This is a genomic window from Micromonospora sp. NPDC048040, from assembly GCF_055587185.1.
Window position 1 is genome coordinate 87540 of the sequence record NZ_JBVJGT010000002.1, and the last position, 25878, is coordinate 113417.

Annotated in this window: 24 protein-coding genes; 11 read left to right on the top strand and 13 right to left on the bottom strand. The window is 75.6% G+C overall.

The features are described from left to right. Nucleotides 1-82: 82 nt before the first annotated feature. Entirely contained in the window at nucleotides 83-1246 is a 1164-nt protein-coding gene (locus ACZ6O2_RS02660; RefSeq protein ID WP_466021775.1) for a GNAT family N-acetyltransferase, read from the top strand. Next, entirely contained in the window at nucleotides 1243-2352 is a 1110-nt protein-coding gene (locus ACZ6O2_RS02665; RefSeq protein ID WP_466021776.1) for a GNAT family N-acetyltransferase, read from the top strand. Before ACZ6O2_RS02660 ends, ACZ6O2_RS02665 begins: the two co-directional genes overlap by 4 nt. Nucleotides 2353-2449: 97 nt before the next feature. Here the strand turns inward: ACZ6O2_RS02665 and hpf are convergent, their stop codons facing one another. The 5 genes from hpf to mtrA form a co-directional block, all read right to left on the bottom strand. After that, nucleotides 2450-3088 (bottom strand): ribosome hibernation-promoting factor, HPF/YfiA family, encoded by a 639-nt coding sequence (gene hpf / locus ACZ6O2_RS02670; protein ID WP_466021777.1) that lies wholly within the window; start codon nucleotides 3086-3088, stop codon nucleotides 2450-2452. Nucleotides 3089-3338: 250 nt separating this feature from the next. Beyond that, nucleotides 3339-4043 (bottom strand): ComF family protein, encoded by a 705-nt coding sequence (locus ACZ6O2_RS02675; RefSeq protein WP_466021778.1) that lies wholly within the window; start codon nucleotides 4041-4043, stop codon nucleotides 3339-3341. Continuing rightward, on the bottom strand, nucleotides 4043-5827 hold the full coding sequence (locus ACZ6O2_RS02680) for an LpqB family beta-propeller domain-containing protein (RefSeq protein WP_466021779.1): 1785 nt from the start codon (nucleotides 5825-5827) through the stop codon (nucleotides 4043-4045). The genes ACZ6O2_RS02675 and ACZ6O2_RS02680 overlap by 1 nt, the downstream gene beginning before the upstream one ends. Continuing rightward, nucleotides 5824-7611, bottom strand: coding sequence for an MtrAB system histidine kinase MtrB (mtrB, locus tag ACZ6O2_RS02685; RefSeq protein WP_466021780.1), 1788 nt, complete (start codon nucleotides 7609-7611; stop codon nucleotides 5824-5826). The genes ACZ6O2_RS02680 and mtrB overlap by 4 nt, the downstream gene beginning before the upstream one ends. A 12-nt stretch (nucleotides 7612-7623) precedes the next feature. Continuing rightward, nucleotides 7624-8313, bottom strand: coding sequence for an MtrAB system response regulator MtrA (gene mtrA / locus ACZ6O2_RS02690; RefSeq protein WP_089001893.1), 690 nt, complete (start codon nucleotides 8311-8313; stop codon nucleotides 7624-7626). A gap of 199 nt (nucleotides 8314-8512) precedes the next feature. On the opposite strand from mtrA, the gene ACZ6O2_RS02695 reads away from it, so the two are divergent. The 5 genes from ACZ6O2_RS02695 to ACZ6O2_RS02715 are packed head-to-tail and all read left to right on the top strand — an operon-like array spanning nucleotide 8513 to nucleotide 13752. Then, nucleotides 8513-9355: a hypothetical protein gene (locus ACZ6O2_RS02695; RefSeq protein ID WP_466021781.1), complete on the top strand. Its 843-nt coding sequence runs from the start codon at nucleotides 8513-8515 to the stop codon at nucleotides 9353-9355. Then, nucleotides 9352-9933: a DUF4129 domain-containing protein gene (locus ACZ6O2_RS02700; RefSeq protein WP_466021782.1), complete on the top strand. Its 582-nt coding sequence runs from the start codon at nucleotides 9352-9354 to the stop codon at nucleotides 9931-9933. The genes ACZ6O2_RS02695 and ACZ6O2_RS02700 overlap by 4 nt, the downstream gene beginning before the upstream one ends. Next, complete coding sequence (locus ACZ6O2_RS02705) at nucleotides 9930-11456, top strand: DUF4350 domain-containing protein (RefSeq protein WP_466021783.1); 1527 nt, start codon at nucleotides 9930-9932, stop codon at nucleotides 11454-11456. The genes ACZ6O2_RS02700 and ACZ6O2_RS02705 overlap by 4 nt, the downstream gene beginning before the upstream one ends. Further along, nucleotides 11453-12445 carry an AAA family ATPase gene (locus tag ACZ6O2_RS02710; protein ID WP_393455741.1) on the top strand — a complete coding sequence of 331 codons (993 nt, stop codon included), beginning with the start codon at nucleotides 11453-11455 and terminating at the stop codon, nucleotides 12443-12445. Before ACZ6O2_RS02705 ends, ACZ6O2_RS02710 begins: the two co-directional genes overlap by 4 nt. After that, a complete protein-coding gene (locus tag ACZ6O2_RS02715) occupies nucleotides 12442-13752 on the top strand; it encodes a DUF58 domain-containing protein (protein ID WP_466021784.1) in 1311 nt (436 codons plus the stop codon). Before ACZ6O2_RS02710 ends, ACZ6O2_RS02715 begins: the two co-directional genes overlap by 4 nt. A 27-nt stretch (nucleotides 13753-13779) precedes the next feature. On the opposite strand, the gene ACZ6O2_RS02720 is transcribed toward ACZ6O2_RS02715, so the two are convergent. Next, on the bottom strand, nucleotides 13780-14766 hold the full coding sequence (locus tag ACZ6O2_RS02720) for a stage II sporulation protein M (protein WP_350703188.1): 987 nt from the start codon (nucleotides 14764-14766) through the stop codon (nucleotides 13780-13782). Between the two features lie 33 nt (nucleotides 14767-14799). Here ACZ6O2_RS02720 and ACZ6O2_RS02725 point away from each other — a divergent pair, with 33 nt between their 5' ends. From ACZ6O2_RS02725 to ACZ6O2_RS02740, 4 genes are all read left to right on the top strand, one after another. Next, on the top strand, nucleotides 14800-15891 hold the full coding sequence (locus tag ACZ6O2_RS02725; RefSeq protein WP_466021785.1) for an RDD family protein: 1092 nt from the start codon (nucleotides 14800-14802) through the stop codon (nucleotides 15889-15891). A gap of 100 nt (nucleotides 15892-15991) precedes the next feature. Further along, a complete protein-coding gene (locus ACZ6O2_RS02730) occupies nucleotides 15992-16438 on the top strand; it encodes a hypothetical protein (RefSeq protein ID WP_466021786.1) in 447 nt (148 codons plus the stop codon). Then, nucleotides 16435-17307: a tetratricopeptide repeat protein gene (locus ACZ6O2_RS02735; protein WP_466021787.1), complete on the top strand. Its 873-nt coding sequence runs from the start codon at nucleotides 16435-16437 to the stop codon at nucleotides 17305-17307. Before ACZ6O2_RS02730 ends, ACZ6O2_RS02735 begins: the two co-directional genes overlap by 4 nt. Before the next feature lie 49 nt (nucleotides 17308-17356). Continuing rightward, nucleotides 17357-17515, top strand: coding sequence for a hypothetical protein (locus tag ACZ6O2_RS02740; protein ID WP_350703194.1), 159 nt, complete (start codon nucleotides 17357-17359; stop codon nucleotides 17513-17515). A 157-nt stretch (nucleotides 17516-17672) separates the two neighbouring features. Here ACZ6O2_RS02740 and ahcY read toward each other — a convergent pair whose 3' ends face one another. The 7 genes from ahcY to ACZ6O2_RS02775 all read right to left on the bottom strand — a co-directional run bounded on the left by ahcY (nucleotide 17673) and on the right by ACZ6O2_RS02775 (nucleotide 25774). Next, nucleotides 17673-19172, bottom strand: a complete 1500-nt coding sequence (gene ahcY / locus ACZ6O2_RS02745) for an adenosylhomocysteinase (protein WP_350703196.1) — start codon at nucleotides 19170-19172, stop codon at nucleotides 17673-17675. A 315-nt stretch (nucleotides 19173-19487) separates the two neighbouring features. Then, a complete protein-coding gene (manA, locus tag ACZ6O2_RS02750) occupies nucleotides 19488-20651 on the bottom strand; it encodes a mannose-6-phosphate isomerase, class I (RefSeq protein ID WP_466021788.1) in 1164 nt (387 codons plus the stop codon). A 3-nt stretch (nucleotides 20652-20654) separates the two neighbouring features. After that, nucleotides 20655-21656 (bottom strand): cation diffusion facilitator family transporter, encoded by a 1002-nt coding sequence (locus ACZ6O2_RS02755; protein ID WP_350703200.1) that lies wholly within the window; start codon nucleotides 21654-21656, stop codon nucleotides 20655-20657. Between the two features lie 76 nt (nucleotides 21657-21732). Then, nucleotides 21733-22929 (bottom strand): SIS domain-containing protein, encoded by a 1197-nt coding sequence (locus tag ACZ6O2_RS02760; protein WP_350703202.1) that lies wholly within the window; start codon nucleotides 22927-22929, stop codon nucleotides 21733-21735. Further along, nucleotides 22926-23111 carry a Trm112 family protein gene (locus ACZ6O2_RS02765; RefSeq protein WP_350682673.1) on the bottom strand — a complete coding sequence of 62 codons (186 nt, stop codon included), beginning with the start codon at nucleotides 23109-23111 and terminating at the stop codon, nucleotides 22926-22928. Before ACZ6O2_RS02765 ends, ACZ6O2_RS02760 begins: the two co-directional genes overlap by 4 nt. A 62-nt stretch (nucleotides 23112-23173) precedes the next feature. After that, a complete protein-coding gene (locus ACZ6O2_RS02770) occupies nucleotides 23174-24559 on the bottom strand; it encodes a phosphomannomutase/phosphoglucomutase (RefSeq protein ID WP_466021789.1) in 1386 nt (461 codons plus the stop codon). 69 nt (nucleotides 24560-24628) lie between these two features. Further along, complete coding sequence (locus ACZ6O2_RS02775; RefSeq protein WP_466021790.1) at nucleotides 24629-25774, bottom strand: hypothetical protein; 1146 nt, start codon at nucleotides 25772-25774, stop codon at nucleotides 24629-24631. Nucleotides 25775-25878: the final 104 nt, after the last annotated feature.

The following is a 25878-nucleotide window of genomic DNA, read 5'->3' on the forward strand; positions in this document are numbered from 1 at the left end:
CCCGGCGAAACCGACATAACTCGCTCGACGCGCGCCGCCTCCGCCGTAATCCGGTTACGCCGTACGCGAACGATCCGGCACGATGGCTCGGGTGGAACCCGTGGAGATCACCGAGGACGGCCTGCTGCTGCGACCCTGGCGGGCGACCGACGCCGACGCGGTGCACCGGGCGTGCCAGGACCCGGACATCCAGCGCTGGACCACCGTACCTCGCCCGTACCTGCCCGAACACGCGCACAGGTTCGTCACCGAGGTGGCCCCGGGGGACTGGGCGGCCGGCACCGGGGCGCCGTTCGCGGTCTGCGACCCCGCCACCGGCGAGGTGCTCGGCTCCTGCGGGCTGGTCTCGATCGACCCCGGCCTCGGCACGGGCGAGATCGGGTACTGGACCGCGCCCTGGGCCCGGGGCCGGGGCGTCACCGTACGGGCCGCCCGGGCCGTCGCGCGCTGGGCCTTCGACACGCGGAAACTGCGCCGGCTGATCTGGCAGGCCGAGGTCGGCAACCACGCCTCCCGCCTGGTCGCGCTCCGGACGGGCTTCCGCGTCGAGGGGCAACTGCGGCTGGCCAACCCCGCGCCGGACGGCGGGCCGGACGGTTGGATCGGCTCGCTGTTCCCCGGCGAAGTGCCCGCCCCCGGCGAGACCGGGCCCGCCGGGCCCGGCACCCTGGAGACCCGGCGGGCCGCCGTCCTCGGCCGCCCCCAGCCCGTCCTCTTCGCCACCGCCGGCGGCGGTGAGCTGCGGCTGCGCCCGATGGAGGAGCGCGACCTCGAATCGGTCGTCGAGACCTGCCGGGACCCGGAGACCATCCGGTGGACCACCGTGCCCGACCCGTACGATCCCGCCGACGCCGAGTCCTACCTGGTCTACTCGCGCGGCACCTGGGCGGCCGGCACCAGCGCCTGCTTCGTGATCGCCGACGCCGACGACCGGTACGCCGGCTCGATCGACCTGCGGCTCTCCCCCGTCGACCCGCTGCTGGCCGACGTCGGCTTCATGACCGCGCCGGCGAGCCGGGGCCGGGGCTTCATGCCGGCCGCGCTGACCGCCCTCGCCACCTGGGGCTTCACCACGCTGGGCCTGGCCCGGATCGAGTGGCGGGCCAACGTCGGCAACACCGCCTCGCGCCGGGTCGCCGAGAAGGCCGGCTTCACGGTCGAGGGCACCGCCCGGGGCGGGCTCACGCACCGGGGCGAACGGGTGGACGCCTGGGTCGGCGCGCTGCTCGCCGGGGACCTGACGTGACGCCCGAGGTGATCGACGCCCACGGGGTGCGGCTGCGGCCGTTCCGCCCCGAGGACGCCGCCGACCTGGCCGCCGGTTGCGCCGACCCGGTCAACCTGCGGTTCAACCCGGGCATGCCGGAGCCGTACACCGAGGCCGACGCCCACTGGTGGATCACCGAGGGCGCCCCGGCGGCCTGGACCGCCGGCGGGGCCGCGTACGCCATCGCCGACCGCGCCACCGACCGGCTGGTCGGCGGGGCGGGCCTCGGCCAGGTCGTGACGCCGCGCCGGCAGGCCGAGGTGGGCTACTGGGTCGCGCCCTGGGCGCGGCGTCGCGGCGTCGCGACCGCCGCGACGCGGGCCCTGGCCGACTCGGCGTTCCGGTGCGGGTTCGACCGGCTGGAGCTGTTGACCCACGCGGAGAACCCGGCCAGCCAGCGGGTGGCGCTCGCCGCCGGCTTCCGCCACGAGGGGGTACGCCGGGCGGCCGGCCAGCTCCGCGGCGGCGGCCGGTCGGACCTGATGGCCTGGGTACGCCTCGCCGACGACCCGCCCGGCCCCACCCCCCGGCTGCTGCCCGACCTGCCCGACGGCCGGCTCACCGACGGCGTGGTGACCCTGCGCCCGCTCGGCCCGGACGACGTCGACCTGATGTACCACCTGCACACACTGCCGGAGGTGGTGGCGAACCAGGCCCCGCCGGTGCCGCCCACCCGGGAGGCGATCGCGCGACGCTGCCGGCTGTCGGAGAGCGGGTGGCTGACCGGCAGCATCGCCCGGCTGTTGATCCTCGACGCGACCACCGGCGAGCCGGTCGGCAGTTGCGGGATGTCCTACCTCGACGCCGCCGCCGGGGAGGCGGGCGTCGGCTACGCGCTGCTGCCCGCCGCGCGGGGTCGTGGGCTGGCCACCCGGGCGGTGCGGCTCCTCGCCGGTTGGGCGTTCGGGCCGGTGGGGGCCGCCCGGCTGACGGCCGCCACCCTGCCCGGCAACGTCGCGTCGCAGCGGGTGCTGGAGAAGGTCGGCTTCCGCCGGGAGGGGCTGCTGCGCGGGCGGCTGCCGGGGCTGGCGGGCACCCGGATCGACGACCTGGTCTTCGGGCTGCTCCCCGACGAAATCCGCTGACCCGCGCCTGGTCGCACCTCAGGCCGTGCGGTGGGCCGGAGGCCCGACGTCCGTCGGCCGTGGTGGCGGCGCGGGCCGCCACCACGGCGGCGGAGGATCAGAGGGCGAGGGAGATGATGCCGTAGTCGTAGGCGTGTCGCCGGTAGACGACGCTCGGTCGGCCGGACTCCTTGTCCTGGAACAGGTAGAAGTCGTGGCCGACGAGTTCCATCTGGAACAGGGCGTCGTCGACGGTCATCGGCTCGGCGGGGTGCACCTTCTCCCGCGCGATGTGCCAGGGCTGATCCTCGTGCTCCTCCTCGACCCGTTCCGCCACGGCCGTGGCCGTGCCGGCGCGGGCGCCGTCGGCGGACGCCCCCAGGGGCGCGTCGAGGTCGGCGACCGGCAGGCCGGCGGTGGCGGCGGCGACGGAGAGCGGGGCGTGCCGACCCCGGTGGACGCGGCGGCGGTCGGCCGCCCGGCGCAACCGGGTGTCGAGCTTGGCGATGGCCGCGTCGAGCGCGCTGTAGAAGTCGTTCGTGCACGCCTCCGCCCGGATCACCGGGCCCCGGGAGACGCAGGTGATCTCGACGCGCTGGCAGTGGTCCGCCTGGCGGGGATTCCGCTCGTGAAAAAGCTCGACATCGACACGAATAAGTTTGTGGTCGTAGCGTTCGATCTTTGCGAGTTTCTCCGCTACGTGCACCCGGTAATGGTCCGGCACTTCGACGTTACGGCCCTTGACCACGATGTCCACGTGACCTCCCTAGTTCGGACGGTCGTTCGATCCGGCATCCGGTCGCGCGCATCTGGGGGAGGTCCCACTCGGCGTCGACCGGTCAGTGCGGCTACGCCTCCTTTCACCGCCGGGAGCGGGTGGGAAGACCCTCCTACCCCCGACAGGCAAACGCTAACTCCTGTTCGCCCGGCCGTCACCCCCGGTCGCGGAGACGGCCAGAAATTTTTCACACCTCATACACCAACGGGTGAAACGGAAACACGATCGGTTACGACCGGTGCCGTTTCTCGGTCGCGGCGAGCACGGCGGCGACCGTCGGCGACAGCCCGCTCACGGTCAGCGCGCGTGCCACCGCGGCGAGGGTCGACCCGGTGGTGAGGATGTCGTCGAGCACCACGACCGCGGTCCCGTCCGGGGCGGGCGCGACCCGGGGGCGGACCCGGAAGGCGGACTCGGCCGCCGCCGCCCGCCCGGCGCTGTCCAGCGTCACCGAGTCGGGGCGGGGCAGGGCGCGCAGGGGCCGGCGCACCCGCACCGGCCAGCCCGCCCGGCGCAGCCGGTCCGCGCAGTGCCGGGTCAGCCGGCCGAGGTGGTCGCCGTACCGGGCGCGGGCCGCCGCCGCGGTGTCCGGCACCGGCACCAGCGTCACCGGCCGCGTCTCGCCGACCGCCGCCGCCACGACCTCGGCGAGCAGCGCGCCGAGCGGCCGGGCCAGCCCGTGCCGGCCGTGGTCCTTGTACGCGAGCAGCGTCTCCCGCAGCGGGCCCGCGTACGGGCCGAGGGCGACGCAGGGCGGCAGGTCGGGCGGGGCCGGGGTGGGGCGTACCGCCCGGGGCCGCAGCGCGTCCAGCGCCGCCACGCACTCCGGGCAGACGCCGTGCCGCAGCCCCGGCCGGCGTTCCCGGCAACCGGCGCACTCCACCGGCAGCACCAGGTCGGTGAGGTCCGACCAGAGCCCGCCGAGGCCCGGCATCAGTAGAGGAAGAAGGGGGCGGTCGGGTTGCCGGCACGCGTCCCGGTCGAGGGCGGCGACACCTGCACCTGCTCGGGCTGGATCCGCTCGAACGGAGCGCTGCCGTACGCCACCCCGTTCGCCTCGTACATCGCCGCGCCGCGCGGCACCTCCGTGTTGGCCGGGTACGCGGCGAGGTGGGTCACCCGGGCGCCGATCTTGTCCTCCACCCGGGTGTCCCGGGTGCCGTCCACGCTGACCTCGTAGACCGCCGGGCGGCCGACCTCCCCCGCGAGGAGCAGCTTGTCCTCGCCGTACCAGTCGACGGCTGACAGGCCGGTCAGCCGGGTGGGCAGCCGACGGGCCGGGCCGAGGGTGACCCCGCCCTCGGTGGGGCTCAGGGCGGCGACGTAGAGCGCGCCGCCGGCGATGACGGCGATCCGGTGCCCGTCCAGCGAGGCGGCCACTGCGGTCACCGTGCCGGAGACGCCCAGCGACACGGGGGTGAGCTGCGCCTGGGCGTCGAACCGGTAGAGAGCGCCGTCGGCGACCACCAACCCGGCCGGCTCGCCCCGGTCCGTCGAGCGCAGCCAGACCGGCCGGCCGATCGTGCCGAAGCCCTTCGCGCTGCGGTGGAAGACGGCGACGGGGTCGAGCCCGGCGCCGACGGACAGCCACTGGCGGCCGGCCTCCGTGACCACCAGCGCCGCCCGGATCTGGTCCTCGGCGCGGCTGAGCCCCGCCGTCACGACGTTCCTGTTCGCCTCGGCCGCCACCGGCACCGTGACGATCGTTCCGGCGGCGTCGGACAGCGGGTGGACGGCGCCCTCGTAGACGCAGAACCGCTGGAAGCCGCCGCCGACCCGGTACACCGGGTTCGCCTGCCGGTGCGCCTCCAGGTCGGGGATGTCCTTCCGGGGCTGGGTACGGATCTTGATCTCGAGCTGCCCGTCGACGTCGGGCAGCGACCAGGCGAGCTGCGTGGCGAGCTGCTCCAGGCGGACCTTCTCGTCCGGCATCTCCAGGTCGACCTCCCAGCGGCCCTCCGTCCGGGTGGCGTTGTTGATCAGACGGGTGCCGTCCGGCAGCCCGGTGACCGCGGAGCGCAACCAGAGGGAGGGGCCGGCGGTCAGCCACTTCACCACCTCGCTGACCAGCCGCTCGTCGGGCACGGCGAGGGGCAGGTAGCGTTGGTCCGGCACCAGTCGGGTACGGCCGGAGTTCCAGAAGTAGATCGTCCGGCTCTGGTAGTACGCCTCGAGCGCGTCGACGCTGAGCAGCAGCACGTTCGGCGGGTTGGCCACGAACAGGCCCGCGTTCGCCCGGCCCTCCTGCGTGCGCAGCTCGAACGTGTACGACGTGGTGCTCGTCTCCGGTGGGGCCAACGTGCCGTCGGCGCGCAGCTGGCCGACCTGCTGCACCTTGAGGGTGACCTCGGTCTTGTTCGGGTCCCTGACGATGACCGGCGCCTCCGTGAGCCGGACGACGGTCAGCGCGACCTCGCTGCCCTCCTTCACCTGGAGGCGGTCGTGGTCCTCCGGCGTGATGAACTGCCGGACCCGCTGGTAGGCCCCGTCCGGCTCGCCGGCGGCGGCGGAGAGGAAGTTCTTGACGAACTGCTCCGGCTCGCCGCCGCTCGCGCTGCGGTTCGGGGGCTCGCCCCGGTTGCCGCTGGTGGAGCCGGCCTCGGCCGCCGGCCCGGCGCCCTCCACCCGGACCTCGGTGTTGGCCGGGATGCCGCAGCCGGCCGTGCCAGCCACCAGCAGTGCGCCGCCGAGCACCACGGCGAGCAGGTGCCGCCTCACGAGCCCACCTCCGCGCGTCCCCCGGTCCCCTGCCGCCCCGGCCCGGCGGCCACCGCGCCGTCGGCCGGGCCGACCGCGAGCACGCCGCCGCTGCCCGGGCCGATGGCCAGCAGCCCGCCCTCGCGGGGGCCGCCGAAGGGCAGGGCGGCGTCGGCCGGGACCAGCCGCAGCGGCGAGGTGGTCAACCGGTCGCCGGCGCGGGCCGGCAGGGTGAGCCGGAACTGGGCGCCCTGCCCGGGCGCGCCCCACGCCTCCAGCCAGCCGCCGTGCAGCCGGGCGTCCTCCAGGCTGATCGACAGCCCCAGCCCGGTGCCGCCGGTCTGCCGCGCCCGGGACGGGTCGGCCCGCCAGAAGCGGTTGAACACCAGCTTCTCCTCGCCGGGCTTGAGGCCCACCCCGTGGTCGCGGACGGTGATCGCGACGGCCGTGTCGTCCATCCCCAGGGTGATCAGCACCGGCTTGCCCTCGCCGTGCTCCACGGCGTTGCCGACCAGGTTGCGCAGCACGCGCTCGACCCGCCGCGGGTCGACCTCGGCGATCACCGGCGTGGCGGGCACGTCCAGCTCGATGGGCACCCCGACCCGCTCGGCCAGTCCGGCGAGGCGGTCGGCCACCCGGTGCACGACCGGCACCAGGTCGGTCGGCTCGGCGTCCAGCATCGCGAAGCCGGCGTCGAAGCGGCTGATCTCCAGCAGGTCGGTGAGCAGCTCCTCGAAGCGGTCCAGCTCGGCCTGGAGCAGCTCGGCGCTGCGCGCCACCGCCGGATCGAACTCGTCCCGCTCGGAGAAGATCAGGTCGGCGGCCATCCGGACCGTGGTGAGCGGCGTGCGCAGCTCGTGCGACACGTCGGAGGTGAAGCGGCGTTGCAGCCGGGACATCTCCTCCAGCCGCAGGATCTGGCGCTGGAGGTTGGTCGCCATCTGGTTGAACGACGCGGCGAGCAGGGCGAGGTCGTCCTCACCGTTGACCGCCATCCGCTGGTCGAGCAGGCCGGCGGAGAGCCGCTGGGCCGTCCGGGCGGCCACCCGCACCGGGGTCACCACCAGCCGGGTGACCAGGCCGGCGAGCAGGCCGAGCAGGATCACCAGGGCCGCGCCGGTGGCGACCACCGTCGCGCGGGCGTCGGCGGCCGTGTCGTCCTGCCGCGTCAGCGGCACGAGGTAGTAGAGCTCCACCTGGCCGAACTTGGTCGGCACGGGCGAGCCGTAGACCAGGTATTTCGTGCGCTCCCCGTCCAGCCGGCCGGTGCGGATCTGGCTGGCCATCTTGCCCCCGGCGACCGTGGCGCGCAGCTCGCTGCTGATCAGCGGCCGGACGTTGACCGCGGGCGAGGAGCGCGGCTGGATGACGCCGGTGTGGTTGTCGGCGGTGAGCGCCACGATCACGCCGGTGGTCTGCTGTGGGTCACCGCCGGCGAGGTAGTTGACCGTGCCGTCGACGGTCTCCTGGAACTGCGCGTCCTGCGGCTGGTTGTAGAGACCGAACTGCTTGGCCGCGTACGCCGCGCCGCTGTCCAGCCGCACCCGCACGTCGGTCTCGGCGTTGTCCACCAGGATGCTGGTGATCTTGTCGGCGATCAGGTAGGCGAAACCGCCCACCAGTAGGCTGGACGCGACCAGTGTGATGGTCACCACCCGCAGCTGCAGTGACCGCCGCCAGGTCTGGTGCAGCCCGGCCAGCAGGCGCGCGGACCGGCCGCTCAGGCCGCGCCACAGCTCCCGCACGGCGGCGACACGCCGGCGCGGAGCTGTCGGCTGGGGGTCCGGGATCGGGGAGGTGGCCACAGTGTGACCAGGCTATCCGGTGCCCGCCTTGTAGCCCACGCCCCGCACGGTGAGGATGATTTCCGGTCGCTCCGGATCCGGCTCGATCTTGGCGCGCAGCCGCTGCACGTGCACGTTGACCAGCCGGGTGTCCGCGGCGTGCCGGTAGCCCCAGACCTGCTCCAGCAGCACCTCGCGGGTGAACACCTGGCGCGGCTTGCGGGCGAGCGCCACCAGCAGGTCGAACTCCAGCGGCGTCAGCTTCACCTCCTCGCCGTTGCGGCTGACGGTGTGCGCCGGCACGTCGATGGTGATCTGGTTGCCGGGCGGCCCGATGGTCAGCATCTCGGGGGCCACGTCCTCGCCGCGCCGCAGCCGCGCCCGCATCCGGGCGACCAGCTCCTTGGGCTTGAACGGCTTGACCACGTAGTCGTCGGCCCCGGACTCCAGGCCGAGGACCACGTCGACGGTGTCGCTCTTGGCGGTCAGCATGACGATCGGCACGCCCGACTCGGCCCGGATCGACCGCGCCACGTCGATGCCGCTCATGCCGGGGAGCATGAGGTCGAGCAGGACGATGTCCGGCCGGTTCTCGCGGAACGCGGCCAGGGCCCGCTCCCCGTCGGCGACGAACGAGGGCAGGAACCCCTCGCTGCGCAGGACGATGCCGAGCATCTCGGCGAGCGCGGGGTCGTCGTCGACCACCAGTACCCGGGCTCTCATGGGGTTAATGTTTCCATCCCGTTCAGTTTCGGTGGGATCCGCGTCACCCGGCACGGTACTGCCGTGGGACGCCGCCGCCCAGCAACCGACGCCGGCGTCGCCGCCCCGGCGTGCGGGTCCACCCGATCGGACCGCGCGTGTCACCATGATCCCCGCGTGCGCCGTCACGCGCCACCGTCGCCCGTCCCCAGGAGTACGCGTGCCCGACGCCGGCCCGACCGCCGTGCTCCCGCGCCGCCCGCTCACGGTCGGCGAACTGCTGGATTCCGCGGTCCTGCTGCTGCGCGGCCAGGCCCGGGTGCTCGTCCCGCTCGCCCTCGCCCTGGCCGTCGGCGAGCAGCTCCTGCTCTACCCGCTGCGGCTCGCCGCCGACGTCGAGCCCCCCGTCTGGTTCGTGGAGTTCGATCACTTCGGGGCGTACTGGCTGCTGCTGGCCGTCGGCGCGGCGACCGAGGCGATGATCATCACGCTGCTGGGCAACCCGGCCGCCCGGGCCGCCGGCGGCGCGCTGTTCGGCCGTACGGTCGGGCCGCGCGAGGTGCTCCGTCCCGCCGGCGCCCGCTGGGGCGCCACGGTGTTGCTCACCGCCCTGGTCGGGCTGGTGATGTTGGTGGCCGCGCTGTTCGGGCCGGCCTGGTTCATCGGTTTCGCCCTGCTCGGCGCCGTGGCGCCGGCGCTGGTCGTCGACCGGGTGCACCCGCTGCGGGCCCCGCTGCGCGCCGCCACCCTGGCCGTACGCGGCGGCGGCCGGGCCGGCGGGATCCGGTTGCTCGGCTACCTGTCCTGGTGGATCGTCCGCCTCGGCCTGGGCATCGGCGTCTACTACGGGCTGGGCGCGCTCGACCTGGTCGACCGGGCCTGGGCCCCCTGGCTGTCGCTGGCCGTCTGGGCGGGCGTCAACAGCGTCGCGTACCCGGCGCTGGCCTGCCTCGACGGGGTGCTGCACCTGGAGACCCGGATGCGCACCGAGGGGCTGGACATCCGCCTCTCCCGGGCCCGGACGGGCACGCCGGAGGCCGTTCTGCTGGCGGCCGACCGATGAGCTTCAGCCGGTGGTGGACCGAGACCACGGCCGCGCTCGGCGACCGGGTGCCGCTGCCCCTGGCCGCGCTGCTGCTGGTGCTCGCCGCGGTGCTGGTGGCGGCGGGCTGGTACACGTACCCCGCCTGGGTGCCCCGCCGGCTGCCCCGACTGCCCCGGCTGCGTCGACGCCGTCGGAAGCCCGGGCCGGTGGACGCCCCCGCGCCGGTCGTACCCGCGCCGCGCGAGCCGGAGCCGGAGTTGCCGGCCGCCGCGTACGTCTCCCTCGCCGACCGGCTGGCCGCCGAGGGCCGGTACGCCGAGGCCGTCCGGGAACGGCTCCGCGCGATGATCCGCGAGCTGGTCGCCCGGGGGATGCTCCAACCGCAGCCCGGCATGACCGTCGTCGAGGTGGTGCGGGCCGCGACGGCCAGCCGTCCGCAGGTCGGCCCGCCGCTGGGCGCAGCCGGGGCGATCTTCTCCGAACTCTGGTACGGCCAGCGCCCCGCCTCGGCCGAGCACGACCGGCGGATGCGGGAGCACGCCGCCGACCTGGACCGGCTGCTGACCGGCCGACCCGAGGACGGGCCACGACCATGAGCGCACAGGTCACCGCCGCCCAGCCGGCCCCGAAGGCCGGCGACGCCCTCCGGCGACGTCGCCGCCGGCACCGGCTGCTGATCCCGTTGGGCCTGGCCGCGCTGCTGTTGACCACCACCCTGGTCACCCACGCGGTCGACCAGCCCGATCCCACCGACCGGGGGTTCCTCTCCCCCGTCGCGACCGGGGACGACGGCGGCAGCCGGCTCGCCGAGGCGCTGCGGGAGCGGGGCGTCACGGTGCAGCGCGAGACGGACACGCTGCGCGCGCTGCTCGCCGCCAGCGGCGGGCCGGCCACGCTCTTCGTGCCCGCGCCGGCGCTGCTGCACCCGGACACGGTCTTTGCGTTGGGCTCGCTTCCCTCGGCCACCCGGCTGGTGCTGGTGGACCCGCCGCGGCGGGTGCTGGACGCGATTCCGCTGCCGGTGGAGCCGGCCGGCCGGCGGTGGGCCGCGCAGGCGGTGGAGCCCGACGCGCGGGGCCTGCCCTGCCCGATGCCCGAGCTGCGCCAGCTCGGACGGGCGTCGGTCGGGCTGCAACGCTACGCGGTCACCCCGGGCGGGTCGGCGCCCGTGCAGTTCTGCTTCGACGGCGGGCTCGCCCGGCTGCTCCGGGTCCCCGAGAGCGTCGTGGTGGTCGGCGCCAGCGACCCGTTCCGCAACGACCGGATCGACGAGTGGGACAACCGGGCGTTCGCCACCGCCCTGCTCGGCGGGGCCGGCCGGGTGGTGTGGCTCGACCTGGACGGCCAGGCGGCCCCGCCGACCTTCGGCTCCGGCAGCAGCGGCAGCCCGGCCTGGTCGCCCACCCCGGGCGGCTCCACCGAGTACGGCGGGCCGGGCGGCGGCCGCCCCGGCGGCCCCGGCGGCGGCAACGGGAACCCCGGCGGCCCGGGCGGCGGCTCCGACGACGACGGTGACGACTCCCGCGCCGACGGCTCCGACCCGCCGAACCCGCTCTGGTCCGCCTTCCCCGGCTGGTTCTGGGCGCTGCTGGTGCAGCTCGCCGTCGCCGCCCTGCTGGCCGCGCTCTGGCGGGCCCGCCGGCTCGGCCCGCCGGCGCCGGAGCCGCTGCCGGTGACGGTCCGCTCGGCGGAGACGGTGCTCGGCCGGGCCCGGCTCTACGAGAAGGCCGGCGCCCGGGACGCGGCCGCGCGGACGCTGCGCACCGCCGCCCGGGACCGCCTGCTGCCCCGGCTGAACCTGCCGCCGACCGCCCCGCCCGCCGAGGTGGCCGCCGCGGTCGCCGCCCGCACCGGCGACGGCCCCGGGCGGACGGAGGAACTGCTCTACGGCAGCGCACCCGACACCGACCAGGACCTGCTGGAGCTGGCCCGCGCGCTGGACCGGCTGACCCGCACGGTCGCCCCGCACCCGCCCGACGGGCCGCACCCCGCCTCCCCGGCCGGGCCGCACCTCACGCCCCCGGCCACCGCTTCGCACCCCGCCGCGCCGCACCTCGCCGACGGGCCGCCAGCGGCAGCCGCACCGCACCCGCACCGATCCGAAGGAGATCCCCGGTGACCCGACCCGCCGGAACCGCCGATCCGCTGACCGCCGGCCCCGCCGACCCCCGTGCCGCCCTGCACCGGCTGCGCGCCGAGGTCGCCAAGGCGGTCGTGGGGCAGGACGCGGTCGTCACCGGCCTGGTGATCGCCCTCCTCTGCCGTGGGCACGTGCTGCTGGAAGGCGTGCCGGGCGTCGCCAAGACCCTGCTGATCCGCACCGTGGCCACCGCGCTCGACCTGCGGTCCAAGCGGGTGCAGTTCACCCCGGACCTGATGCCGGGGGACGTGACCGGCTCGCTGATCTTCGACCCGCGCACCGCCGCCTTCACCTTCCGCGAGGGGCCGGTGTTCACCAACCTGCTGCTCGCCGACGAGATCAACCGGACGCCCCCGAAGACCCAGTCGGCGCTGCTGGAGGTCATGGAGGAACGGCAGGTCTCGGTCGAGGGCGACCGGCGTCCGCTGCCCGACCCGTTCATCGTCGCCGCCACCCAGAACCCCATCGAGTACGAGGGCACCTACCCGCTGCCGGAGGCGCAGCTCGACCGGTTCCTGCTCAAGCTCACCGTGCCGCTGCCCAGCCGGGAGGAGGAGCTGGGGGTGCTCCGCGCGCACCACGCCGGCTTCGACCCGCGCGACCTGACAGCCGCCGGCGTACGGCCGGTGGCCAGCGCGGCCGACCTGGCTGCCGCCCGGGCGGCGGTCGGCCGGGTGCACATGGCCGAGCCGCTGTTCGGCTACATCGTCGACCTGTGCCGGGCCACCCGCAGCACGCCGGCGCTGGAGCTGGGCGCCTCGCCCCGGGGCGCGACCGCGCTGCTCACCACCGCCAAGGCGTGGGCCTGGCTGGCCGGCCGCGACCACGTCGTACCGGACGACGTGAAGGCGGTCGCCCGACCGACGCTGCGGCACCGGCTGCGGCTGCGCCCCGAGGTCGAGCTGGAGGGCGTCGGCGTGGACGCGGTGCTGGACACGGTGCTGGCCACCGTGCCGACGCCGCGATGACCTGGCGGGCGGCGCTCCTGCTGGCGGCGGGCGCGCTGACCCTGCCGGCCTGGCCGGCGCCGTTCGTCGGCCTGCTGGTGATGACCGGCGGGGTGCTGCTGCTCGTGCTGGTCGACCGGGCGCTGGCCGCGCCGCCGGGGGCGCTCGCGGCGACCCGGGAGGGCGACCGCGCGGTGCGGCTCGGCGGCACCGCCACCGTCGCGCTGCTGCTGCACAACCCCACCGGCCGTACGCTGCGCGCCCGGGTCCGCGACGCCTGGGTGCCCTCGGCCGGCGCCCGCCCCGACGTGCCCCCGGCGCAGCTCGTGCGCGTCGCGCCGGGCGGGACGGTGGCGCTGCCCAGCCGGCTCACCCCGCTGCGGCGGGGCGACCGGCCGGCGGCGGCGTTGACCGTGCGCTCGTTCGGGCCGATGGGGCTGGGCTTCCGCCAGCGCTCCGGCCGCCCGGCCACCCCGCCGTGGACGCTGCGCGTCCTCCCCCGCTTCGACTCCCGCCGGCACCTGCCCGAGAAGCTGGCCCGGCTGCGCGTGATCGACGGCACCCAGGTCAGCCGGGGGCGCGGCCAGGGCACCGAGTTCGACACCCTCCGCGAGTACGTGGTGGGCGACGACGTCCGGTCGATCGACTGGCGGGCGAGCGCGCGCCGGGCCGACGTGCTGGTGCGGACGTGGCGGCCTGAGCGGGACCGCCGGCTGGTCTGCGTACTGGACACGGGCCGCACGTCGGCGGTGCGGGTCGGCGACGAGCCCCGGCTGGACACCGCGATCGACGCCGCGCTGCTGCTCGCCGCCCTCGCCGCCCGCGCCGGTGACCGGGTCGACCTGCTCGCCGCCGACACGGCGGTCCGGGCCACGGTGACGGGCACCGGCCGGCCGGCCCTGCTCTCCCGGCTGGTGCACGCCCTCGCCCCGCTCCAACCGGCGCTGGCGGAGACGGACTTCGACCTGATCGCCGGTGAGCTGCTGCGCCGGCAGCGCCAGCGCAGCCTGGTGGTGCTCTTCACCGCGCTGGAGGCGGGCGCCCTCGGCGAGGGGCTGCTGCCGGTGCTCCCCCGGCTCGCGGCCCGGCACAAGGTGGTGATCGCCGCGACGCACGACCCGGTGCTGACCGCGCTCACCACGGCCGTCCCGCAGCGCCCCGGCGACGCCTACGCGGCGGCGGCGGCCTGGCGGGCGCTGGCCGAACGCGACCGGGTCCGCGCCGCGCTGGGCCGGCACGGGGTGACGGTCGTCGACGCCCCGGCGGGTCGCCTGGCCCCCACCCTGGCCGACACCTACCTGCGCCTCAAGTCCCTCGGCCAGCTCTGATCCCCCCGGACGGTCGGGGCGGGGCGGTCAGCGGCGGGCGTACGGATCGAGGACGTCGTCGCCCTCGCGCGCGGCGGTCGCCCGGCGGCCGAGCACCACGACGTACGCCAGGAAGGCGAGCCAAACGGCGGCGCCCGCGAGGACGCGGAGCGGGACCGGCACGGGCGCGGGCGTCACGAACGCCTCGATGACGGCGGAGACCGCGAAGAGCCCCACCAGGCCGACGGCGACCAGGACGCCCTCGCGGCCCGCCCGGGCGACCGCCTGCCCCCGGGTGAGCTGGGCGGGCGGCGCGATCCACGCCCACCCGACGCGCAGGCCCACCCCGGCGGCCACGAAGACGCCGGTCAGCTCCAGCAGCCCGTGCGGGGTGATCAGTCCGAAGAAGACGTCCGCCCGGCCGTAGGCGACCATCACCCCGCCGACCACGCCGATGTTGAGCGCGTTCTGCCAGAGCAGGTAGAGCACGGGGACGATGAGCACCCCGGCGGCGAGACACTGGGCGGCGAGCCAGGCGTTGTGCGTCCACAGGTGGAAGGCGAAGGTCGGCGCGGCGAACTCGGTGTAGTAGCCGGCGAAGCCGGACTCGACCAGGTCGGCGGCCGCCTCCTCGCCGATGAACGCGCCCGCCGTCTCCGGGTTGCCCGCCACGTACCAGATGAGGAAGAAGCTGAGCAGGGTGAAGCCGGTCGCCACCCCGCACCACCAGGGCCAGGCGCGGTAGACCGCGCCGGGGAAGCCGACCAGCAGGAACCTGCCGACCGCCGCCCAGGACGGCCGCGGTCGGCCGGTGAGCCGGGCCCGGGCCCGCAGCACCACCTGGGAGAGCTGGCTGACCAGCGCCGGGTCGGGTGAGCGGCTGCGCAGCACCGAGAGCTGGGTGGTCGCCCGCTGGTAGAGGGCGACGAGTTCGTCGACCTCGGCGGCGTCGAGCCGGCCGCGCCGGGAGAGTTCCTCCAGCCGCCGCCACTCCCCGCCGTGTTCCGCGACGTACGCGTCGAGATCCACCGTCACCCCCGTCCGGCGATCATAGTGTTCACTGTCGGGGTGAGAGCGCAACCACGACCGCCGGCCCGACCCGCCCCGTGGGGCGACGCCGGGCTGGTCAGCGGGGAGGCCGTGGAGCTGGACGTCCGGGCCGCCCGGATCGGCTCCCGGGTGCTCGCGCTGATGCTCGACATCCTGGCCCAGCTGGTCCTCGTGCTGGTGCTGTCGATCGCCGCCGGCATCGTGCTCGCCAACCTGCCGCCCGGGCTGGTCGACAAGGCGCTGACCGGTGCCCTCGCGACGGTGGGGCTGGTCCTGGTGCTGGTCGGCTACCCGGTGCTCTGCGAGCGGTTCAACCACGGCCGGACGCTGGGCAAGCTGGCGGTCGGGCTGCGGGTGGTCAGCGCCGACGGCGCCCCGGTGGGGCTGCGGCAGTCGCTGACCCGGGCGCTGGTGGGCGTGGCGGTGGAGTGGCCGGGCCTGGTGCTGCCGCTGCTGAGCTGGGTCGCCGGCGTGACCGTGATGCTGACCGACCGGCGGGGGCGCCGGCTGGGCGACCTCGTGGCGGGCACGCTCGTCGTGCACACCCGGACGGCGACCGCCTGGCGGCCGGTCCCGACGGCGGTGCCCGTGCTGGTCGGCTGGGCGCACACGCTGGACCTGAGCCGGCTGGACGACGGCCTGGCGCTGGCCGCCCGGCAGTACCTGGCCCGGGTGCGCCACCTGGCGGAGCCGGCCCGCGGGCGGCTGGGCCGCGGCCTGTGGGCCGAGATCTCGGCGGTGATCACGCCGCCCCCGCCGCCGGGCTTGCCGGAGTCGGTCTACCTGGCCGCGGTCCTCGGCGAGCGGCACCGGCGGGCCTGGCACCGGCTGGGCCGCGGTCGCGCCGTCGCCGCGACGCTCTGGCCGGAGCTGACGCCCGGCCCGCCCGCGCCGCCCCGTGCGGTCCCGGCCGCCGCCCCGCCCGAGGTCGCCGCGCCACCCGGCACGATCCGTCCGGCGGTGCCCGGCGGCGCGCCGGCCGCCGTGCCGGCGCAGCCCGTCGCGGCGGTACGGCCGGCGGTCGCGGCGGCGACCGCGTTGACGCCGCGGTCCACCTCCGCCCCGTCGGCGCCGGCGAGCGCCATGTCCACGCCCGACGCCGGCACCTGACCGGCGGGCGCGGGCACCCGGGCGGCGGGCGCGGGACCGCCGGCCGTCGCCCGGCTGTGGCAGGATCCGGCTCGCTCGCCCCTACCGAGACGGGAACACCGTGGCCGACGACCTGTTCACCCCCACCATCGCGCCGGCGGCGTACGAGGCGCGTCGCCCGCCGTGGCGACCGCAGTCGCTGATCTTCCCCGCCGTGTTCGGCGGCCCGACGGCGGCCACAGTGCTGGCCCTGGTCAACGGGCACCGGCTGGGCCTGCCCCGCCGGACGCACCTGGCGGTGCTCGGCGTCGGGCTGGCCGGGCTGGTGGCCCGGCTGGTGGTCACGCTCGTGGTCTTCGACGACGGGGCCGACCGGCCCGTCCGGCTGATCGGGGCGCTGGCCGGCGCGCTGGTCTGGCTCGCTGCCTCCGCCACGCAGAAGCGCCGGTTCCGGGCGTACGAGCTGCGCGGCGGCGCGCCGGCGTCGCTGTGGCTGCCCGGCGTCGGGGCGGTGCTCCTGTTCGGCTTCGCCGAGGCCGCGCTGATCGTGCTGGTGGCCGCCGCGTGACCGCCCCGGAGACCCAGCTCGCCCGGGTGGCCCAGCTCCTGGAGCTGAACCGGCTGGAACAGGCCCTGGACGAGGTGAACCGGCTCCCCGCCGCGCTGGCCGCCAGCCCCGCCGCGTTCCGGCTGCGGGCGGCGGCGCTGACCGGGCTGGACCGTTGGGACGAGGTGGTCGCCGTCGCCCGTCAGGGACTGGCCGAGACCGGCCCGGACGCGGAGCTGCTCGGCCGGCTGGGTCTCGCGCTGCGCCACCACCGCGAGTTCGCCCCCGCCGAGCGGGCGCTGCTCGACGCGCTGGCCATCGAGCCGGAGCACCCGTGGCTGCTCTGCCAGTACGCCGACCTCTGCTCGGCCGTGGGCCAGACCGACAAGGCGGAACGCCTGGTCGCCCGCGCCGCCGCGATCGTCCCGGACGCGCCGGCCGTCTTCGCCTCCCGCTTCCAACTCGCGTACGCCTGCGGCGACGACCGGGCCGCCGAGCGCATCTCCCGCGAGTTCCTCGGGGCGTGGCCGGCCAACCCCGCGGCGCTCGCCCTGCACGGCGTCGCCGCGGCCCGGCGCGGCCGGGTGGGCACCGCGCACCGTGCCTTCGGGCAGGCGGTGGCGCACGACCCGACCGACGCCGACTTCGCCGAGGCCGCCTGGGAGAGCCGGGTGTACACCCACCCGCTGCTGCTGCCGCTGCGGCCGCTCTACCGGCTGGGGATCCTCCGCACCTGGCTGCTCGCGATCGGCGTGGTGGTGCTGCTCAACCTCGCCGGGCTGGACCTGCTCGCGGGCCTGTTCGGCGTGGCGTGGGCGCTCTTCTGCGTCTGGTCGTGGATCGCCCCGCCGCTGGTCCGCCGCATGGTCCTCGGCCGGTGGCGGTCGTGAGGGCGGTGCGGCCGGTGGCGGTCGGGAGCGCGCGTCGGCGGTGGCGGTCGTGAGGGCGTTCGGGCCGTGGCTGGCCGTCCTGGCGGTGGTGCTGCTGCTCAGCGCGCTGCGCCTGCGCGCCCTGGCCACGGTGGTCTCGCTGGCCTGGCTCGCCTGGTGCGTGTGGAGTTGGGTCCGCCCCGCCCGCCGCCGCTCCCGCCCGGACTGACCCCGCTCCTTGCCCCGGCCGGCCCCGGCCCCGAGGGCTTCCGCCCCGACTGGCCCACGCCCGCCGCGGCCCGCCGACCGGCCGCTCGCCCGCAGTCGCCGGAGACGCCGACGGGCCGGCCCGCTGGCGCGGGCCGGCCCGGTCGGTGCGGGTCGGCTCAGTACCGGTAGTGCTCCGGCTTGAACGGGCCCTCGACGGAGACGCCGAGGTAGGCGGCCTGCTCCTTGGTCAGGGTGCTCAGCTTGGCGCCGAGCGCCTCCAGGTGCAGCCGGGCGACCTTCTCGTCCAGGTGCTTCGGCAGCACGTAGACGCCGGTCGGGTATTCCTCGGTCTTCGTGAACAGCTCGATCTGGGCGATCGTCTGGTTGGCGAACGAGTTCGACATCACGAAGCTCGGGTGGCCGGTGGCGTTGCCCAGGTTCAGCAGGCGGCCCTCCGACAGCACGATGATCGCGTGCCCGTCGGCGAACTTCCAGAGGTCGACCTGCGGCTTGATGTTGACCCGCTCCACGTCGGACCGCTTCGCCAGGCCGGCCATGTCGATCTCGTTGTCGAAGTGGCCGATGTTGCCGACGATGGCCTGGTGCTTCATCCGGGCCATGTGCTCGTTGGTGATGACGTCGAAGCAGCCGGTGGCGGTGATGAAGATGTCCGCCTGCTCGACCACGTCGTCCAGGGTGGCGACCTGGTAGCCGTCCATCGCCGCCTGGAGCGCGCAGATCGGGTCGACCTCGGTGACCACGACCCGGGCGCCCTGGCCGCGCAGCGACTCGGCGCAGCCCTTGCCGACGTCGCCGTAGCCGAGCACGACCGCCATCTTGCCGCCGATCAGCACGTCGGTGGCCCGGTTGATGCCGTCGATGAGCGAGTGGCGGCAGCCGTACTTGTTGTCGAACTTGCTCTTCGTCACCGAGTCGTTGACGTTGATGGCGGGGAAGAGCAGGGTGCCGGCGCGGTGCATCTCGTAGAGCCGGTGCACGCCGGTGGTGGTCTCCTCGGTCACGCCCTTGATGCCGGCGGCGATCCGGGTCCACCGCTGGCCGTCCTCGGCGAGCGAGCGGTGCAGCACACCGAGGATGACCGCGTACTCCTCGGAGTCGGCGGACTCGACCGGCGGGACGGCCCCGGCCTTCTCGAACTCGACGCCCTTGTGCACCAGCAGGGTGGCGTCGCCGCCGTCGTCGAGGATCATGTTCGGGCCCTGCCCGTCGGGCCAGGCGAGCACCTGCTCGGTGCACCACCAGTACTCCTCCAGGCTCTCGCCCTTCCAGGCGTAGACCGGGACGCCGGCCGGGGCCTCCGGGGTGCCGGTCGGACCGACCACCATCGCGGCAGCGGCGTGGTCCTGGGTGGAGAAGATGTTGCAGGACGCCCAGCGGACCTGCGCGCCGAGCGCGACCAGGGTCTCGATCAGGACGGCGGTCTGGATGGTCATGTGCAGCGACCCGGTGATCCGGGCGCCAGCGAGCGGCTGGGCGTCGGCGAACTCACGACGGATCGCCATCAGGCCGGGCATCTCGTGCTCGGCGAGCTGGATCTCCTTGCGCCCGAACTCGGCGAGCGACAGATCCGCCACCTTGTAGTCGCCCTCGGCGAGGGTGCTCGGCCGGGCCTCGGACGGCGTTCCACTTGCGGACGCCGGGAGGGTGCTGGTCATGGAAGCTCCTGTCGGACGATGTGCTGCGCGACCCTCCACCTTACGCGCGCGGGCCGCCGCGGAAGGGACCGGCCGGTGAAGAGAGCAGGAAGACAGAAGCGGGCAGCGCACGGGGCGGTCGGTCGTGGACGGACTCTCCGTCCACCAGCCGCCCGCCCCGTGCATCCCCCCGGTTTGGATCCCTCGCGCGCGTTCTCGGACCGTCGTCGCGATAACGCTGCGTACCCATAGAGTCACACTGCGAAGTCGCAGCGTCAAGCCATTCCGGGAAAGTCGGACTTGCCCTGCCCGGCGACCGCCGGGCGGACGACCGGCTCAGCCCAGGCCGCAGCTCGCCACGTACGCCTCGCCCGCGCCCGCCACGCGCAGCGGCCCGGCGGCGGCCGTGCCGACCGCGGCCTGCCCCCGCCCGAGCGTCACCGCGCCCGTCCCGTCGTCGACCGAGACCTCCCCCGCGCAGCAGAGCACCACGCGCGGCCCGGGCACCGACAGCGTCACCGCCGGCAGCGCCGCGCCCACCGTCACCCGGTGCAGCGCGAAGTCGTCCACCGGCACCGGCCAGGTGACCACCCCGGGGCCGACCTCCAGCGGCGGCACCACCGGCTCCCGGAGCACCTCGAAGCGCAGCACCCGGAGCAGCTCGTCGACGTCCACCCGCTTCGGCGTCAGACCGCCGCGCAGCACGTTGTCGCTGGCCGCCATGATCTCCACGCCGGTGCCCCGCAGGTAGGCGTGCAGGTTGCCGGCCGGCATCCAGATCGCCTCCCCGGGCGCCAGCCGCACCCGGTTGAGCAGCATCGCCACCAGCACCCCCGGGTCGCCCGGGTAGGCGGCGGCCAACTCCCGGGCCAGCTCCGCGTCGGGCCCCGCGACCGCCGCCGACGCCGCGGCCCGCACCAGCGCGTCGCGCTCGTCGGCGGGCCAGGTCAGCAGCAGCCGTACGGCGTCGCGCAGCCCCGACGGGCCGGTGCGCAACGCCGCCAGCACGGGCTCCAGCGCGGGTACGCCGAACCCCGCGAGCGCCTCCGCCGAGGCGACCGGGTCACGGAACCCGCAGAGCGCCTCCATCGGCGAGAGCGCGACCAGCAGCTCCGGCTTGTGGTACGGGTCGACGTAGTTGCGCTGCCCGTCGGGGCGGCCGGCGTCGGCGGCGTGCCCGGCACGGGCCTGCTCGGCGTCCGGGTGCGCCTGCAGACTCAGCGGGGCATCCGCGGCGAGCACCTTGAGCAGGAACGGCAGCCGGGTGCCGAACCGGCCGACGACCCGCTCGCCGAGCCAGTGGTCCGGCTCGGCGAGCAGCAGGTCGGTCAGGTCGATCCGGCCGCCGTCGCGGTCGACCGTGGCCGGGCCGCCCGGGTGGGCGCCCAGCCACAGCTCGGCCTCCGGGCCGTCGCTCGGCGCCGGCCTGCCCTGCAACTGGGCGATCGCCGAGCGGGACCCCCACGCGTAGTCCCTGATCGGTCCGTACAGCAGTTCCACCGGTCAGCTCCCGGGCCGCCCGGTGGCCTCGCCCGGCTCGGATCCCGGCACGGCGGTGTGCGCCGCGCTCCCGCTGCCCGCCCGCTCGGCGGCGGCGCTGTAGATGTCCGGCTCCAGGTAGATCACCCGGGCGGCCGGCACGGCGGCGCGGATCCGGGCCTCGACGACGTTGATGCCGCGGGCCAACTCCTCGGCGTTGTCGCAGGCCGGCACGCCGATCTTCGCGGCGACCATCAGCTCCTCGGGGCCCAGGTAGAGCGTCTTCATGTGGATGATCCGCTCCACCTCCGGGCCGTCCGTGACCGCCTTCTCGATCGCAGCGACGTCGTGCGCCTCGGCGCCCTCACCGAGCAGCAGGCTCTTGGTCTCGACGGCCAAGACGATCGCGATGGCCACCAGCAGCACGCCGATCATCGCGGTGCCGGCGGCGTCCCACCGGCCGTTGTCGGTGATCAGCGTCATGCCGACGCCGAACAGCGCGAAGATCAGACCGACCAGCGCGCCCAGGTCCTCCAGCAGCACCACCGGCAGCTCCGGAGCCTTGGCCCGGCGGACGAACTTCACCCAGGACTGGTCGCCCCGGACGAGGTTGGACTCCTTGATGGCGGTGCGGAAGGAGAACGACTCCATGATGATCGCGGCCACCAGCACGACGACCGGCACCCAGTGCCAGCTCGTGATCGGCTCCGCGTGCGACCACTTGTGGTACGCCTCGTACAGGGCGAACAGGCCACCAACGCTGAACAGCACGATGGACACGATGAACGCGTAGATGTAGCGCTCGCGGCCGTAGCCGAAGGGGTGCTGCGGGGTGGCGGCCCGCTTGGCCCGCCGGCCGCCGAGCAGCAGCAGTCCCTGGTTGCCGGAGTCGGCGACCGAGTGGATCGACTCGGCCAGCATCGACGACGACCCGGTCAGCAGGAACGCGACGAACTTGGTGACGGCGATGCCGACGTTGGCCAGCAGCGCGGCGACGATCGCCTTCGTCCCGCCGTTGGCGCTCACGCCGCCGCCCCGTTCCGTCGCGCGGCGCCGCCGGGCACCGGCGCGCCGCACCGCTCGACCCGCTCCCTGCTATCGCTCACTGGTTCGCCAGCTCCTTCATCTCGGTGATGGCCGGAACGGCCATCGGATCCAGTCCGTGTGCCAGGGCGAGGTAGACCGAGGCGAAGTCCGGCACGGCGACCAGCGAGGCGAGCCGCTCCAGCGCGGAGCCGCCCTCGGCGGTCACCACGTCGCAGCGCACACCGCGCCGCTCGGCGAGGGTCTGCACCGCGTCCGCGCGGCGCTCCTCGACGTCGAGCGGCTCGTCGGCGTCGTCCTCGGGGTTCAGCCCGCCGTCGCGCAGCAACACCAGCCGCAGCCGGGTGCCGGCCGGCGCCTCGTCGTCGGGGTCGGCGAAGATGTCCCGCTCCCCCTCCGCCAGGCCGCCGAAGACGCCGTCGAGCAGGCCGACCCGCCCCCGCCCGGCCTCGCCGAGCGCCCCGCTGACCACCGGGTAGCGGGCGTTGGCGGACAGGGTGTCGCCGAACCGGCGGGCCGCCACGGTGGCGAGCGGCGACGAGCCCCAGACGATCGGCACCGAGCCGGCCAGGCCCAGGGCGAGCGACTTCGCCGGGTTGACGAAGGACTCGGCCGTCGGGCGGCACCGGTCGGCGTCCGCGTCGAGCCGGGCCGCGGTCTCCGCCAGGTCCGCCTCGTTGACCTTCACCAGGCCGAGCGTACGGGCGGCGAGCAGGACCGGCACGGTGAGCGCCCAGAGGCTGGCCCGGGCCGGGGCGCGCCGGGGCACCGGGATGAACGGCGCCCGGGCCCGCTCGGCCACCGACTGCAACTGCGAGTCGGGCGCGCCGACGGCGACCAGCCGGGCGCCCCGCCGGTGCGCGGCCTCGGCGGCGCCCAGCGCCTCGGGGCTGCGGCCGGAGGCGCTCACGGCGATGACCACGTCCGCAGCCCCCACCCAGCCGGGCACGCCGGCGCTGCGGTGCGGGATGACCGGCACCGGGCAGCGCGGCCCGGCGACGGTGGCCAGCACGTCACCCGTACGGCCGGCGGTGCCGATGCCGGCGATGACGACCGCGCGGGGCCGGCCCTCGTCGGCGAGCACCTGGAGGTTCGCCTCGGCGGCCAGGGCGGCCGACTCGCGGACCTGCGCCCCGGCGGAGGCGGTGTGCCGCAGCATGCCGCCCGGGTCGTGCTCGGCGAGCGCGTCCTGGTCGTCGAGCAGGGCCTCGTCGGGATCGCGGCGGCCGCTGACCCCGGCCGTACCCTCGATCACGACCGCTCCGCGGGGCCGCCGCGCGCCTCGTCCAGCAGCAGCACGGGCACGTCGTCGCGGACCTCGAAGATCCGACCGCACTCGGTGCAGGTCAGCGTCTGCGCCTCCGCGTCGTAGTCGAGCGGGGCGTGATGCGTGTCCGGACAGGCGAGGATTTCCAGCAACTGCGGGTCCAGGGCCACGGCGCGGCTCCTTCCACGTATGCGTTTTCACCGATCGACGGTGCCGACCGGCGCAGGCGATCTTATCGGCGAACCCGGTCGAGCACCTCGTCGCGGAGCGAGGTCATCCGCTCCCGGGTCGGGGCCTCGACGTTGAGCCGCAGCAACGGCTCGGTGTTGGAGGCGCGGAGGTTGAACCACGCGCCGTCCGGGAAGCGCAGCGTGAGGCCGTCCAACTCGTCGGCCTCGGCCTGCGGGTACGCGGCCCGCACCTCGGCCACCTTGGCGGCCTGGTCGGCCACGGTCGAGTTGATCTCGCCGGAGGCGACGTACCGCTCGTACTCGCCGGCCAGCACGGACATCGGCAGCGACTGCTCGCCCAGGGCGGCCAGGGTGTGCAACGCGGCGAGCATGCCGGTGTCGGCGAACCAGAAGTCCCGGAAGTAGTAGTGGGCGGAGTGCTCACCGCCGAAGATCGCGTTGGTGCGGGCCATCTCCGCCTTGATGAAGGAGTGCCCGACCCGGGCGACGACCGGCTCGCCGCCGTGCTCGCGGATGATCTCCGGCACGGCGCTGGAGGTGATCAGGTTGTGGATCACCGTCGAGCCGGGGTGCTTGGCCAGCTCTCGGGCCGCCACCAGGGCGGTGATCGCCGACGGGGAGACCGGCTCGCCGCGCTCGTCGACCACGAAGCAGCGGTCGGCGTCGCCGTCGAACGCCAGACCGATCTCGGCGCCGTGCTCGACCACCGCGCGCTGGAGGTCGACCAGGTTGGCCGGGTCCAGCGGATTGGCCTCGTGGTTGGGGAACGTGCCGTCCAGCTCGAAGTAGAGCGGCACGATCTCCAGCGGCAGCGCCGGCAGGACGGCGTCGCCGAGCACGGCCGGGACGGTGTAGCCGCCCATGCCGTTGCCGGCGTCGACGACGACCTTCAGCGGGCGGATGGTGGAGAGATCCACCAGCTCGCGCAGGTACGCCGCGTAACCGGCCAGCAGGTCGCGGCGCTCGGCCGGCGCGGTCGGCTCGCCGGCCGGGTGGGCCTCGTCCTTGTCCAGCAGGGCCTGCGCCCGCTGGCGGATCTCGGCCAGCCCGCTGTCCTGCCCGATCGGCCGGGCTCCGGAGCGGCACATCTTGATGCCGTTGTACTGCGCCGGGTTGTGGCTGGCGGTGAACATCGCGCCGGGCAGCCCCAACGCGCCGGAGGCGTAGTAGAGCATGTCCGTCGAGCCGAGCCCCAGCTCGATCACCGAGCGCCCCTCGGCACGCACCCCGGCGGCGAAGGCGGCGGCCAGACCGGGACCGGTGGCACGCATGTCGTGCGCGGTGAGCACCGCGTCGCCGCCCTCGCCGTAGGCGTCCAGCACCTGCGCGAAGGCCACGCCGAGGGCCTCGGCGGCCCGCTCGTCCCACTGGTCCGGCACCGTCCCACGGACGTCGTAGGCCTTCACGATCTGGGACAGATCAGACACCGGTATCGCTCCTCGCGCCGCAGGTCGTCAACGGCCTGAGCGTATCGGAGGGGCGCGGGGTGCCCCGGCTCAGCCAGGGAGCCGGGGCATGAACCTGGTGTGGTCGCCACCGCCGGCCTCCGGGGGCGGGTCACCGGGTCGCCCGGTGGCGGGCGGAGCCGACGTCGGCCGGCCGTACTGCCCAGGAGCGGGCGGCGTCGACGTCGGGTTCCCGGGCGGGGCGGACACCGGCGGCGGGGTGGACCCGCCGGGCACCACCTGGGTGGCCTCCGGGGCCGGGCGGCTGCCGTACACGGCGCCGACCGGACGCGGGGCCGGGGCGCCCCCGTACACGCCGGGGACGGGCGGCTGCTGGCCGTACACCTGGCCGGGCGGGACGGGGACGGCGCCCGGGCCCTGCGCGGAGCGGTAGGTGGTGCCGCCGGGGTTGCTGCGGGGCAGCGGGACGGGCGGCAGGTCGTCGGCGGGCTCCTTGTCCGCCCGGGAGCGGCGGAAGATCAGGAGGATGAGCAGAACCCCGACGGCCACCATGGCGATGCCGAAGAACATGACCACCGACCCGCCGCCGGACTTCTCCTCGGCGGCGTTGACGGTGGCGCCGGCGCCCTGCCCGGCGACGGCCGCCAGGGCCGGCGACTCCCCGGCGGTCCCCGCCTGCGAGGCGACCGCGCTCGGGGTCGGCGACGGCTTCTTCGAGGGTGTCGGCGACGCGGAGGCCCGGCCGCCGACCACCCGGGACGCCTCGGCGCCCCGGCCCAGCAGCTGCCCGAGCGCGTTGCTGGCCGCGCCGGTGACCGTCAGCCGGCCGCCCGGGGCACCCTGGACGAACGCCACCCGGTAGCGCACCGTGATGCCCTTGCCCTTGCACAGCCGCGGGTTCGCCGGCGAGGTGGCCGGAGTGGCCACGCTGCCCCCGCCCCCGGAGAGCGACACCGGGAACCAGTGGCCGCCCACGTTGACCTGCGCCCTGACCTGGTCGGCGCGCAGGCCGCCTAGGCGCAGCCCCAGAGTGGTGCGCAGCAGCACGCAGCCGTCGCTGCGCTTGCGCACCTCGATCGAGACGCCCTCGGCGGAACCGCCGGCCGTGAAGCTGCCGGCCGACCGCACCCGGACCGAGTCGTCGTCGGCGAGCGCCGGCGTCGCGCCGAGCGCCACCAGGCCACCCAGCAACGCGCAGACCGTCGCGAGCCGCGCCGCGTGCCGACGTACCGCCATGATCACCTCGCCGTTCCTCCCCCGACGGGGGTCCGCCGGTAGGCTACTACCGCCGCCGGGTGAGGCCCGGTCATAGAGCGCTCCGGATGTGCGCCGTATTACCC